The organism is Amycolatopsis sp. NPDC051758, from assembly GCF_044453095.1.
GTDB lineage: Bacteria > Actinomycetota > Actinomycetes > Mycobacteriales > Pseudonocardiaceae > Amycolatopsis.
This window is the reverse complement of sequence record NZ_JBITCJ010000013.1, coordinates 81,871-94,530: the sequence shown is the minus strand read 5'-3', so window position 1 is coordinate 94,530 and position 12,660 is coordinate 81,871. Positions and strand designations below refer to the sequence as shown.

Annotated in this window: 13 protein-coding genes; 5 read left to right on the top strand and 8 right to left on the bottom strand. The window is 70.7% G+C overall.

Going from position 1 to position 12,660, the window contains the following annotated elements; genetic code table 11:
- Positions 1-52: 52 nt before the first annotated feature.
- On the bottom strand, positions 53-412 hold the full coding sequence (locus ACIA5G_RS44020) for a hypothetical protein (protein WP_395934639.1): 360 nt from the start codon (positions 410-412) through the stop codon (positions 53-55).
- 315 nt (positions 413-727) lie between these two features.
- Between ACIA5G_RS44020 and ACIA5G_RS44015 the strand changes: the two genes are divergently transcribed.
- Entirely contained in the window at positions 728-1,024 is a 297-nt protein-coding gene (locus ACIA5G_RS44015) for a DUF1540 domain-containing protein (protein ID WP_395934637.1), read from the top strand.
- A gap of 37 nt (positions 1,025-1,061) precedes the next feature.
- Here the strand turns inward: ACIA5G_RS44015 and ACIA5G_RS44010 are convergent, their stop codons facing one another.
- Both ACIA5G_RS44010 and ACIA5G_RS44005 read right to left on the bottom strand, forming a co-directional pair.
- The gene (locus ACIA5G_RS44010; protein ID WP_395934635.1) at positions 1,062-1,403 is read right to left on the bottom strand and encodes a hypothetical protein; all 342 of its coding nucleotides are present in this window, start codon (positions 1,401-1,403) and stop codon (positions 1,062-1,064) included.
- Positions 1,404-1,437: 34 nt separating this feature from the next.
- Positions 1,438-2,082, bottom strand: coding sequence for an SRPBCC family protein (locus ACIA5G_RS44005; protein WP_395934633.1), 645 nt, complete (start codon positions 2,080-2,082; stop codon positions 1,438-1,440).
- Positions 2,083-2,200: 118 nt separating this feature from the next.
- Here ACIA5G_RS44005 and ACIA5G_RS44000 point away from each other — a divergent pair, with 118 nt between their 5' ends.
- Complete coding sequence (locus ACIA5G_RS44000) at positions 2,201-2,833, top strand: TetR/AcrR family transcriptional regulator (RefSeq protein ID WP_395934631.1); 633 nt, start codon at positions 2,201-2,203, stop codon at positions 2,831-2,833.
- Between the two features lie 178 nt (positions 2,834-3,011).
- On the opposite strand, the gene ACIA5G_RS43995 is transcribed toward ACIA5G_RS44000, so the two are convergent.
- Positions 3,012-3,425: a hypothetical protein gene (locus tag ACIA5G_RS43995; protein WP_395934629.1), complete on the bottom strand. Its 414-nt coding sequence runs from the start codon at positions 3,423-3,425 to the stop codon at positions 3,012-3,014.
- Positions 3,426-3,436: 11 nt separating this feature from the next.
- A complete protein-coding gene (ligA, locus tag ACIA5G_RS43990; protein WP_395934627.1) occupies positions 3,437-5,428 on the bottom strand; it encodes an NAD-dependent DNA ligase LigA in 1,992 nt (663 codons plus the stop codon).
- Between the two features lie 113 nt (positions 5,429-5,541).
- Between ligA and ACIA5G_RS43985 the strand changes: the two genes are divergently transcribed.
- On the top strand, positions 5,542-5,862 hold the full coding sequence (locus ACIA5G_RS43985; protein ID WP_395934625.1) for a hypothetical protein: 321 nt from the start codon (positions 5,542-5,544) through the stop codon (positions 5,860-5,862).
- Positions 5,863-5,904: 42 nt separating this feature from the next.
- Here ACIA5G_RS43985 and ACIA5G_RS43980 read toward each other — a convergent pair whose 3' ends face one another.
- Positions 5,905-6,297 carry a hypothetical protein gene (locus tag ACIA5G_RS43980; protein WP_395934623.1) on the bottom strand — a complete coding sequence of 131 codons (393 nt, stop codon included), beginning with the start codon at positions 6,295-6,297 and terminating at the stop codon, positions 5,905-5,907.
- Between the two features lie 79 nt (positions 6,298-6,376).
- Entirely contained in the window at positions 6,377-6,865 is a 489-nt protein-coding gene (locus ACIA5G_RS43975) for a beta-class carbonic anhydrase (protein WP_395934621.1), read from the bottom strand.
- Between the two features lie 187 nt (positions 6,866-7,052).
- Here ACIA5G_RS43975 and ACIA5G_RS43970 point away from each other — a divergent pair, with 187 nt between their 5' ends.
- Positions 7,053-8,270 carry a sulfite oxidase gene (locus tag ACIA5G_RS43970; protein WP_395934619.1) on the top strand — a complete coding sequence of 406 codons (1,218 nt, stop codon included), beginning with the start codon at positions 7,053-7,055 and terminating at the stop codon, positions 8,268-8,270.
- On the opposite strand, the gene ACIA5G_RS43965 is transcribed toward ACIA5G_RS43970, so the two are convergent.
- Complete coding sequence (locus ACIA5G_RS43965; protein ID WP_395934617.1) at positions 8,267-8,776, bottom strand: helix-turn-helix domain-containing protein; 510 nt, start codon at positions 8,774-8,776, stop codon at positions 8,267-8,269. The genes ACIA5G_RS43970 and ACIA5G_RS43965 overlap by 4 nt on opposite strands.
- 181 nt (positions 8,777-8,957) lie before the next feature.
- Here ACIA5G_RS43965 and ACIA5G_RS43960 point away from each other — a divergent pair, with 181 nt between their 5' ends.
- The gene (locus ACIA5G_RS43960; RefSeq protein ID WP_395934955.1) at positions 8,958-12,632 is read left to right on the top strand and encodes a CARDB domain-containing protein; all 3,675 of its coding nucleotides are present in this window, start codon (positions 8,958-8,960) and stop codon (positions 12,630-12,632) included.
- Positions 12,633-12,660 lie beyond the last annotated feature (28 nt).

Here is a 12,660-nt window from a genome sequence, read left to right as displayed (position 1 = left end):
GTGAAGAAACGAACAGTCGTCATCGTGGTTCTCCTTTCCCAGTGGGTGTTCTCTACCAGCGGAGGCCGATGTTGGACGGGCCCGCGGGCCCGGCCACCACGGCTTCCAGTTCACCGGCCGGCACGTTGCGGCAGACCCAGGAAGCCGGCCCGTTCTCGGCAGCGAAACCGGTCCGGCACACCACGCCGCCCGGCCCGCGGACGACCCATTCCGCGGGGCCGCTGCCGTGGACGTCCGCGTCGACGGAAAGGGTTCCGCCCGGGAACCACGTCGGCGGTGTGCTGCAGGCGCTGTCGTTGCACGTGCGCGAGACACCGCCTTGTTCGGTGGCCGACGCGATCGGCGCGGCGAGAGCCAGCGCCCCGGCCACGACCGCCCCCACGGTGGCCACGCGCTTCGCTGTTTTGTGCATGATTTCCCCCGTTTCCCCTTGGTACCGCGAAAGGGGAAACGCGTCACCGACGGGGTCCCCCTTTCCCCGATGCCAGACGGCAGGCTTCGGCCACCGTTGCGTCCCCCTGCGCCGGTGCGCTGCGCGAACCCCCTGTCCCCGCCGCCGGCCGTCTGGCGGATCCGATCTTGCCGGGCGCCGGCTAAAGCCCGGTAAAACCACCCGGCCGGGGCGGGAAATCACCCGGCCGAAGTTCCGTGAATTGCGAGGTCCGGGCCCCGGTGGGAGCGTCGGGGGACCGAACTGCTTTCCCACCACGGAATCAGGAGTCCGCGCATGACCACCACCGAGATGCCCGCCGTGCACGAGTGCACCGTCAGCGGCTGTTCCTACAACCACGACGGCTGCCACGCGTTCGCCATCACCGTCAACGGCGACAACGGCACGGCCGACTGCGGCACGTTCGTCCCGCTGAACACGAAGGGCGGCCTCGACCGCGTCGCGGCCCAGGTCGGCGCCTGCTCCCGCACCGACTGCCGGCACAACTCCTCGCTGGAGTGCACGGCCGCGAGTGTCCGCATCGGACCGGGTGACGGCGGGCACGCGGCCAACTGCCTGACCTTCGCGAAGTAGCTTCCCGGGACCGGCTTCAGAGCTGGAGCCGGTCCCGTCAAGCCTGGCGTCGGCGCAGCACGTGGTGGCCGATGGCGGCCGCGGCCCCGGCCGCGGCGACGATCGCCGTGACCACGGGACTCATGGACTTCGACAGGCTCGGCGCGTCACTCGGGCCGAGCAGCCAGAACGCCAGCGGGACGACGTAGGCCGTGGTGAGCAGGGCGGTCCACCAGCGGGCCGGTCGCAGGCGGGGGTCGCGCAGGGTGCCGGCCAGCACGATCACGACCGGGATGCCGCCGAGCAACCCGAACTGGCCGACGACCATGACCGGGAACGCCCAGGCCGCGATGAGGACGGCTCGTGAGCTGCGGGTGGGTCGCGAAGTGGTGGCAGTCATCGTCTTCTCCTGTTTTTCGTTTCGTCGGTGGGGTTCAGCAGTGGTTCGAGCGGGCTTCGGCGGTGCTCTTGAGCGCGGCCAGCCAGGCGTCGAGACCCGGGGCGAGGTACTGGATGGCGGTGGCCGGGTCGGCCTCGATCTGCTCGCCCGTCCAGCTCTCCTCGGTGCGGACGACCACGCCGCCGCGGACCGGGGTGAACGTCCAGACGTGGACGCCCTCGTCGATGCTCAGTCCTTCGCCGATCGCGGGGCCGGACCAGCGGATGCAGCGACCCGGGTCGACCTGCCGGACGGTGGAGGTGATCACCAGCGTGGTCGCGGGGGTGGTCGGCGTCGGGGGCGCCGGGGTGGTCCAGCGGAAGCGCGAGCCTTCTCGGAGAGGGCCCGGGTCGAGCCGCTTCATGCTGGTGACCGGGGTCTGCCAGGAGGGCCAGGACTCGACGTTCGTGTGCAGCTTCCAGATGGTGCTCAGGGGTGCTTTGACGAACGTCTCGGTCTGGTGGTGGAGCTGAGCGGCCGGGTTGATGCCCTGGCCCTTGCAGGTGAGCGGGGCCGGCGAGGCGGGCGACGTCGGCGAGGTGGGCGAGGTGGGCGACGGGGTGGCCGCTTCCGCCGGCACGGCGGCGAAGAGCGCGGCGGCCGCGAGCGGGATGGCGAGCAGCGTGCGGGTGTTGACCATGGCGTTTCTCCCTCAGATTCGTTAGTGCTCATCGCGTTAGTTAGAACCTATAACCAACGCGAGCTTAGTGTCAATAAGAAAAGTGATAACCTCTAACCAGGCGGATGGACGGAGGCCCATGACGGACGTGGACAGCCCGCGCGAGCGCTACCGGGTGCAGGTGCGCGCGGAGATCAAGCAGCACGCGTGGGAGCAGATCGCCGCGGCGGGGGTGCCGGCGCTGTCGCTCAATGCGATCGCGAAGCAGGTGGGGATGAGCGGGCCTGCCTTGTACCGGTACTTCGCGAGCCGAGACGAGCTGATCACCGCGCTCATCCGCGACGCGTACCGAAGCCTTGCCGACACCGTCCGGGCGGCGCGGGACTCCGGCGCCGGGCTGAAGGACCTGGCCCACGTCATCCGGGACTGGGCCCGCAGCGACCCGCAGCGTTACCTCTTGATCTACGGCACACCCGTGCCGGGCTACCACGCGCCCGACGACATCACCGCGATCTCGAACGAGGTCATGGCGGTGCTGCTCGAAGCGAGCGCCGGCCTGCCGTCGACGCCCACTCCGTTCGCCGCGCACCTCGAAGACCACCGCGAGTGGGCGGGCGATCAGTCAGTGCTGGCAACAACTTTGCACCGCGCGCTGTCGTTCTGGACCCGGCTGCACGGGGTGTTGTCGCTGGAGCTCGCCGGGCATTTTGCGGGCATGGGCTTCAACCCCGACCTCCTGATCGACGCCGAGCTGGATGCGCTTGCCAGGTGACCCGGCGGCGGCCCAGCATCGCGAAACCGCGGGATGGGCCGCCTCTCAGCCCTGCGGAACTGGCGATGATCAAGCACCCGAGGACTGGCGTGCCCGAAGGCAGCCGCGAGGGGCGGCGGCGGTGCGAAGCTCCGGCATCGTGAGGTTCGCGGGCCACCGCACAGCAACCCGGCGGCGATCAGCTGCCGGGAGAACTCGCCGGCCGCTCCGGTTCGACCGCGAACTTCTCGATCATGAACCGCCAGAACAGCGGCACCGCCTCGGCCGCGGGGCGGTGGATCCGGTCGTCGTGGCCAGTGCCGGACCGGTGCTCGATGAAGACGCCGCCCGGCCCCACGTAGCCCGACGACGGCGAGCGGACCACGACGACCTCGATCGGGCGGTGGGCCGGCACCGGCCGGGCCGTGACCACCAGGTCGTGCATCGACGTGAGCCCGGCCAGGCGGTGCTCGCCTCCGCAGGCCAGGACGCTGTCGGCGATGTCGGCCATCGGGCGCAACTCGGGGTGCTGCGCGGCCAGCTCGCCGAACCGGGTGGCGATCTCCGCCCAGGGAACCTCGTCGAAGCGGCCGGGCCACGCCCGTGAGTTCATCCTCACCGCGGCTAGATGAGGCCGGCGGCGATCAGCTGCTGCCAGATCTCGCCCTGGTCGACGACCTCAACCCCGTGCTTCTCCGCCTTCGTCAGCTTCGCCGCGCCGACCTCCGCGCCGGTGATGAGCAGATCCGTGCTCGCCGAGACCGACGACGCGATGCTCGCCCCGGCTCGTTCGCACAGCCGCTGGAACGTCGGGCGCGGGACCTTCTCGCCGGAGCGGGGGTCGCTGATCGCGCCCGTGACCACCACCGTCTTGCCCGCCAAAGGCGCGCCTGCCGCGACGACCGGGGGCAGGTCTTCTTCGCGTACGTCCAGGGACACCCCGGACTCCCGCAGCCGCTCGAGCTCGGGCCGTAGCCGCGTGAGGTGCTCGATCAGCGACGCGGCCACCTTCGGCCCGATGTCCTCGACCTCGACGAGCCCGTCGACCCCCGCGTCGACGACGTCCTCCAGGGAGCCGAACCCCGCGCGGCACAGGCGGGCCGCCGTGCCTTCGGACGCCATCGGGATCGCCAGCCCGATCAGCGCGCGGCGCAGGCCGACCGCGCGGCTGGCGTCGATCGACTCGATCATGCGCGTGGCCGAGATCTCGCCGATGCGCTCGAACTCCAGGAGCCGCTCCTTGGTCAGCCGGTAGAAGTCCGAGGGGTGCTCCAGGAGCCCCGTCTCGGCCAGCCGCTCGATCCACACGCCGCCGATGGCGTCGATGTCCGCGGCGGCCCGGGACGCCCAGTGGATCAGCCGCCGCACCGTCTGGGCGGGGCAGGACACGTTGGTGCAGAACAATTCCCGGCTGTTTCCCTGCTCCGTCAGCGGCTGCCCGCACGACGGGCACTCGGCCGGCGGCACGATCTCGCGCTCCTCACCCGTGCGCTTCGACGCGTCGAGCACACCGGCGACGAACGGGATCACGTCACCCGCGCGGCGCACCAGCACGGTGTCGCCGATCTTGATACCGCGGGCGCGGATCACCTCCTGGTTGGCCAGGGTCGCGCGGGTGACCGTCGTGCCGCCGACGAACACCGGCTCCAGCCAGGCGACCGGGGCGATCTTGCCCGTCTTGCCGACGTCCCAGACGACGTCGGCCAGCACGGTGGTCTTCTCCTCGGCGGCGAACTTGAACGCCAGCGCGCCACGCGGCGAGCTCGAACGGGTGCCGGCGGCGGCGTAGGCGTCACGGTCGGCCAGGCGCAGGACGGCGCCGTCGAGGTCGTAGTCCAGGTTGTTGCGCTGCTGCTCGATCGCCGTGATCACCTCCTGCGCGGACTCGGCGTCGGCGCAGCGCCGCATGTCCGCGGCGGTGAACCCGAGTGTCCGAAGAGCACCGTCCAGATCGGTCTCCGCGCTGTCGGGGTCGGTGTACAGGTCGAAGGCGAAGAACTGCAGACGCCGGCCGGCGACGGTGGCCGGGTCCTTGGCGCGCAGGGTGCCGGCGGCGGCGTTGCGCGGGTTGATCAGGGGCTTGTCCGGGTGCACGGTGTTGTACGCGGCGAAGGTGGTGCGCAGCATGACGGCCTCACCGCGGACCTCCACCCGGCCCGGCGCGTCGACCCGGTCGGGGATCCCGTCGGTCAGCGCCCGCACCAGAAAGGTGACGTCGTCGCCGGTCGTCCCGTCGCCCCGGGTGACCGCCCGCGCGAGGCGGCCGTTTTCGTAGACCACGGCCAGCGACAGGCCGTCCAGCTTCGGCATGACCACCACCGGCTGGCCGGGAAAGCGGTCGAAGAACGCCACGACCTGCTCGGGCTTGGTCGCCTTCTCCAGCGAGAGCATCGGGCGCGAGTGCCGGATCGGCGCGTGCAGCACCGCGGGCCCGCCCACCTGCTCCAGCGGGTTCGGGTCGGGCGCCAGCTCCGGGTTCGCCTCGACGAGCCCCCGCAGCTCGTCTTCGATCGCGTCGTATTCGGCGTCCGCCACCTCGGGCGAGCCCCGGTAGTAGGCGTCGCGCAGCACGACGATCTGGTCGGCGAGTTCCTGGATGCGGTCCCGAGCGTTCACAGCACGGAACGTTACCGGTGACCACCGACAATCCGGCGCACGTATCTGCGTGCCGCGGCCGGGCCCTTTGCCATCGGGGGCACCGCAGCTCCCGTCAGCCGCTGGAGGGGACCATGCCCGAACTGCACATCAAGAACCTGAAATGCGTGAAGAAGCAGGACACCGTGGGGAAGGACTCGGCGATCCTGCGGGTCAACGGCGCCACCGTCTCCGGGCCGCACCTGCTGGGGAAGGGTGACGACGTCACGCTGAACACCCTGCGCACCTTCACGTCCTCCATCAGCGTGACGCTGATCGAGGAGGACGCCGGCGCGGACGACGACCTCGGCACGGTGACGATCACCGACAGCCAGGCCGGGATCGGCACCCTGACGGCGTTCTTCAACGCGCGGACCCACGCCGACTACCACATGACCTACGACGTCCACAGCTGACCGGCGGGGCGGTCGCCGCGAGATCGGCGACCGCTCGGCAGGTCAGAACTCGTCGCCCTGGGTGAGCTCGTGCTCGAAGGCGTCCGCCCGGGCGACGACGGACTTCAGGGGGCGCTCGAACTCGTGCTCGATGCTGAGGTCCTCCAGGGGGAACGTGTGCTTGAGCAGCGCGACGCCGTCCACCACGGCGGCGGCGCCGACGGCCGAGCCGCCCGCGAGCTCGAGCAGCTTGCGCAGGTCGATCTTGTCGGCCCAGCCGACCGGCGAGGAGATCTCGATCCACGCCCCGCCGTCCAGCTCGGGGAGGTGGTGCACCGTCACCTGCTGGGAACGGTCCTGCGGGCCGTCGAGCCGGAACCGCAACCAGCCGTCCGACTCCTCCAGCACTTCGTACCGAGTCCGGACGAAGTTGATCACATCGGTCCAGCTGGTCACCCGATCCGCCTTTCCCCTATGCCTGCCTGCGCGGATGAGCATCTCACGGCGGCCCCGGGTCCGGCACTCGGGTGAAGGGTCAGCTCACTTCGTTCAGCTTTCCGGTGGCGACGTCGAAGACGAAGCCGCGGACGGAGTCCTTCTTGGGGATGAACGGGCTGTTCCGGATCCGGGCGACGGACTGGCGGACGTCGTCGTCGAGGTCGCTGAACGCTTCGGCGGCCCAGGCGGGCTTCACGCCGACGTCCTCCTGGATGGACTTCTTGAAGGCGTCGTCGGTGAAGGTGAGCATGCCGCAGTCGGTGTGGTGGATGAGGATGATCTCTTCGGTGCCGAGCAGCCGCTGGCTGATGGCGAGGGACCGGATCTCGTCCTCGGTGACCACTCCGCCGGCGTTGCGGATGACGTGGGCTTCACCTTCGTTGAGACCGAGCACGCCGTAGACGTTGATGCGGGCGTCCATGCAGGCGAGCACGGCGACGTGCTTGGCGGGCGGCAGCGGCAGCGGCCCGGAGAACGTTTCGGCGTAGGCGGCGTTGTTGGCCAGCAGCTCGTCGGTGACGGACATGGTGGTCCTTCCGCAGTAGGGGTGGCTGCGCTGAGTGGACCGTCGCATGCACCCATGCGCAACCGTGTCCAGGAACTGGGAGGACGGCCGTCCGCTCCGTGGACGCTCTGGCCCCGCCCGGCGCCGCTGCCGAGAATGCCCGCATGCACGTGAACGAGCGGGCTTACGATCGGGCGCGGATGGCTCAGTGGGAGGCGGGGAGGCCCGGCTGCCCGGGCTTTCGCGCCGCGGAATGCTGAAGCTCGCCGCGGCCGGCGGGCTGGCCGCGGCTGCCGCGGGGACACTGCCCGCGGGGACGGCGGCCGCCGCCGACGGGCCGATCGTGAAACCGTTGCCGCCGGAGCTGTTCGAGGTGTACGGCACCAATGCGGAGACCCGCTGGGAAGCGTTGAGCGGCCAGGGGTACCTGACCCCGGTCGACCGGTTCTTCGTCCGTGACCACACTTCCACGCCGATCCTCGACGCGGCGGCGTGGCGGCTGCGGCTGTTCGGCAGCGGCCTGCGCGGCGCGCCGACCGCGGCGAACCCCGTCGAGTTCAGCTATCGCGAACTGCGGGAGCTGCCGTCCGAAACGATCACCGCCTTCATCGAATGCGCCGGCAACGGGCGCAGCTTCTTCACCAGCCAGCAAGGCCAGAGCGTCAGCGGGACGGCGTGGAAGCTCGGCGCGGTCGGCGTCGCCCGGTGGCGCGGAGTCCGGCTCGCCACGGTCCTCGCCCGCGCGGGGCTGACGCGCCACGCCGTCGACGTGCTGCCGGAGGGGCTCGACCCCGACTACGTGACGGCGGGGGTGAACCTGGGCAAGGTGCGGCGCCCGCTGCCGGTCGCGAAGGCGCTGCAGGACGTGCTGCTGGCGTACGAGATGAACGGCCGTCCGCTGCCGCCGGACCACGGGTTCCCGGTGCGGCTGGTGGTGCCGTCGTGGGCCGGCATCTCCTCGATCAAGTGGCTGGGCCGGCTCGAGGTCTCCGCGGATCCGCTGGTTTCGCCGTGGAACACCCAGTACTACCGGCTGCTCGGCCCGGACTACCCGGCCGAGGGCACGCTCGTCACCGAGCAGGTCGTGAAGAGCGCGTTCGAGCTCCCGTGGCACGCGACGCTGGCCGCGGGACGGCGGCACGTGCTGCGCGGCCGCTCGTGGTCGGGCCACGGCCGGATCCGGCGGGTCGAGGTGAGCACCGACGGTGTCACGTGGGAGCCCGCGAAGCCGATCAGTCCCGCGCTCGATCGCGGCTGGCTGCAGTGGGAGTTCCCGTGGCGGCCACGCAACGCGGGGGAGTACACCCTGCGGGCGCGCGCGACCGACATCACCGGCGTCCGTCAGCCGGACGTCGCGCCGTACAACACGCAGGGGTACCTGTTCGGTGCGGTGGTCCGCCACCCGGTGACGGTCAGCGCGGCTTAAGCCATGGTGACGATGCGGACGGCGATCGCCAGCACCCGCTCGGCCTCGTCGCAATCCTGAGCCGCTCCCGCCGCCACGACGAGCAGGTGCTCGGCCAGTTCGTCGGCGGTGACTCCGGCTTCCTGCCAGAGCGCGTCGATCCCGTTGTGCCGCAACAGATCCGCGATGCCGGCGGCGACGTCCCGGCGTACCGGGGCCAGCAGGGGAGTGCCCAGCAGTTCGTGCACGCTCGCGGCTGACGGGCCGTGCAGGGCGGTCAGCGCGCCGGTGAGGCGGCCGGCCAGGGTGCGTTCCTCGTCGGCGAGCGCGGCCGAAGCCGTCGCGCGGGTTGCCGCGACGGCGTGCCCGACGACGGCGTCGAACAGCGCCTCCTTCGTGCGGAAGTGCAGATAGAGGCCCTGGCGGGACAGGCCGGCGGCGCGGGCGAGGTCGTCCATCGACGTCTTGCGATAGCCGTAACGCAGGAACACCGCGGTGGCCGCGTCGAGGATCTCCGCCTTCTGCATCGCCCATCCCTTGGATTGACACCGTGTGCCCAGTCCGTCAAGCGCGAGCTTAGCGAGCTGAGTCGCAATTTTTCCGAATCATGTCAAGTTCTTGCATCTTGTCTCCCCGTTGTTGCATGGTGGTAGCGCTCTGGCTCTCCCTCCCCTGCCCTCTCAAAGAAGAGAAGACGCCATGACACGTATGCGCCTGCCCCGGCTGCTCGCCGGATTCCTCGCCGCGGGGCTGTCCGTCGCCGGGCTCTCCCTCGCCTCCGCGGCCGCCGGTCCACCCCCGGACACCGTCGCCGCCGCCCCGGCCGCGCTCGCCGACGTGCCGCTGACCCGCACGGTGTCGGCGAGCAGCGCGCAGCCCGGCTACCCGGTGGCCAACGCCGTCGACGGGAACCAGGACACCTACTGGGAATCGGCCAACAACGCTTTCCCACAATGGATCCAGGCCGATCTCGGCTCGGCCAAGGCGCTGTCGCGGATCGTGCTCAAGCTGCCCGCGCCCTGGGAGGCCCGCACGCAGACGCTGACCGTGCGCGGCAGCGCCGACGGCACGTCGTTCACCGATCTCGCCGCCGCGAGCGGGTACGCGTTCGCCCCCGCGGCCAACACGGTCACGATCCCGGTGACCGCCTCGACCCGGTACGTGCGGCTGACCGTCACCGCGAACACGCAGTGGCCGGCCGCGCAGCTCTCGGAGTTCGAGCTCTACGGGCCCGACACCGGTGACACCCAGGCGCCGACCGCGCCCGCGAACCTCGTGCTGACCGAGCCCGGCTCCGGCCAGATCCGGCTCGCGTGGTCGGCCTCGACCGACAACGTCGGCGTCACCGGCTACACCGTCTACCGGGACGGCGCGCCCGTCACCACGGTCACCGGCACGACCTTCACCGAGACGCGGCCCGCGGGCACGCGCGTCGAATACTTCGTGCGGGCGAAGGACGCGGCCGGCCACGAATCCGCCGACAGCAACCACGTGGTGCGCCAGGGCACCCAGGCAGGCACGAACCTCGCCGCGGGTAAGCCGATCGAGGCGTCGTCGGTCGTGAACAACTTCGTCGCCACCAACGCGAACGACGGCAACACCGGCACCTACTGGGAGTCCGCCGGCGGGTATCCGAACACGCTGACCGTGAAGCTCGGCTCGAACGCCGACCTCGACCAGGTGGTCGTGAAGCTCAACCCGGATCCGGCGTGGGGCGCGCGGACGCAGAACTTCGATATCCTCGGCCGTGACCAGGGCGCGACGGCGTTCACCTCGCTGAAGGCCCGCGCCGACTACCGCTTCGACCCGGCGTCCGGCCAGAACACGGTGACCATCCCGGTCACCGGGCGGACCGCGGACGTGCGGCTGCAGTTCTTCGCCAACTCCGGCGCGCCCGGCGGGCAGGTCGCGGAGCTCCAGGTGTTCGGCACGCCGGCGCCGAACCCGGACCTGGTGGTCACCGGCACGACGTGGACCCCGGCGAACCCGACCGAGACCAGCCAGGTCGCGGTGTCGGCGACCGTGCGGAACGCGGGCACCGCGAACGCCGCCGCCACCACCGTGAACGTCAGCCTCGGCGGCACCGTTGTCGGCAACGCGGCCGTCGCCGCGCTGGCCGCGGGCGCGTCCGCCACGGTGACCGTGAACGCGGGCACCCGCCCGCAGGGCACCTACAGCGTGTCCGCCACCGTCGACCCCACGAACACCGTCGTCGAGCAGGACGACACCAACAACACCTTCACCGCACCGACCCAGCTCGTCGTCGCGCAGGCGCCGGGGCCGGACCTCGAGGTCACCGGCATCACGTCGAACCCGCCCAACCCGGCGGTCGGAGCGGCCGTTTCGTTCACCGTCGCGGTGCACAACCGCGGCACGAGCGGCGCGGGCGCCTCGGTGACCCGGCTGACCATCGGCGGCACGACGCTGACCGGGACCACGGCCACGATCGCGGCCGGCGCCACGGCGAACGTCGCCATCTCGGGCACGTGGACCGCCACCAACGGCGGGGCGACCCTCACCGCGACGGCCGACGCGACGGAGACGGTCGCGGAGACCAACGAGTCCAACAACGGGCTCTCGCGGGCGATCGTCGTCGGCCGCGGCGCCGCGGTGCCGTACGTCGAGTACGAAGCGGAAGCCGCGCAGTACCAGGGCCAGCTGCTCGAAGCCGACCCGCTGCGCACCTTCGGGCACACGAACTTCGCGACCGAGTCCTCCGGCCGCAAGTCCGTCCGGCTGGCGAACCAGGGCCAGTACGTGGAGTTCACCGCCACGAATCAGTCGAACTCGATCGTCGTGCGCAACTCGGTGCCCGACGCGGCTGCCGGCGGCGGGCAGGACTACACGCTCAGCCTGTACGTCAACGGCGCGTTCGCCCAGAAGCTGACGCTGTCCTCCACACACAGCTGGCTCTACGGCAGCACCGACGACCCCGAAGGCCTGACGAACCGGCCCGGTGGGGACGCGCGGCGGCTGTTCGACGAGTCGCACGCCCTGCTGGCGCAGTCGTACCCGCCGGGCACGAAGTTCAAGCTGCAGCGGGACAACGGCGACAGCGCGTCGTTCTACGTCATCGACCTGGTCGACCTGGAGCAGGTCGCCCCGGCGGCGGCCAAGCCGGCCGAGTGCACCTCGATCACCGAGTACGGCGCGGTGCCGAACGACGGGAACGACGACTCGACGGCGATCCAGCGCGCGGTCACCGACGACCAGAACGGCGTCATCACCTGCGTGTGGATCCCGGCGGGCCAGTGGCGCCAGGAGAAGAAGATCCTGACCGACGACCCGAACGTGCCCAACGGCGGCGGCCAGTACAACCAGATCGGCATCTCCAACGTGACGGTCAAGGGTGCCGGCATGTGGCACTCGCAGCTGTACTCGCTGACCCAGCCGCAGGACGCGGGCACCATCAACCACCCGCACGAAGGCAACTTCGGGTTCGACATCGACAAGAACGTCCAGCTCTCCGACCTCGCGATCTTCGGCTCCGGCCGGATCCGCGGCGGGGACGGCAACGCCGAGGGCGGTGTCGGCCTCAACGGCCGGTTCGGCACCGGCACGAAGATCTCGAACGTCTGGATCGAGCACGCCAACGTCGGCGTGTGGGTCGGCCGGGACTACAGCAACATCCCGGCGCTGTGGGGCCCGGCCGACGGCCTCGAGTTCAGCGGCATGCGGATCCGCGACACCTACGCCGACGGCATCAACTTCACGAACGGCAGCCGGAACTCCCGGGTGTTCAACTCGTCGTTCCGCACCACCGGCGACGACTCGCTCGCGGTGTGGGCGAACCAGTACGTGAAGGACCCGTCGGTGGACATCGCGCACGACAACGTGTTCACCAACAACACGATCCAGCTGCCCTGGCGCGCCAACGGCATCGCGGTCTACGGCGGGTACGGCAACAAGATCGAGAACAACCTCGTCTACGACACGATGAACTACCCGGGCATCATGCTGGCGACCGACCACGACCCGCTGCCGTTCTCCGGGCAGACGTCGATCGCGAACAACGCCCTCTACCGCTGCGGCGGTGTGTTCTGGGGCGAGCAGCAGCAGTTCGGCGCGATCACGTTCTTCGCGCAGGGCAAGGACATCCCGGGGGTGACGCTGCGGGACACCGAGATCCACGACTCGACCTACGACGGCATCCAGTTCAAGACCGGCGGCGGGGTGGTGACCGCGGCGGTCACGAACGTCAAGATCGACAAGTCGAACAACGGGGCCGGCATCCTCGCGATGAGCGGCGCCCGCGGCACGGCGACCCTGACGAACGTGACGATCACGGGCTCGGCGAAGGGTGACGTCGTCCGCGAGCCGGGCACGCAGTTCGTGATCAACGGGGCGCCGGTCCCGGCGATCGTGCGCCGCGAGACGCGGTAGGTCCACCGTCGGGACGGCCGGTTTCCCT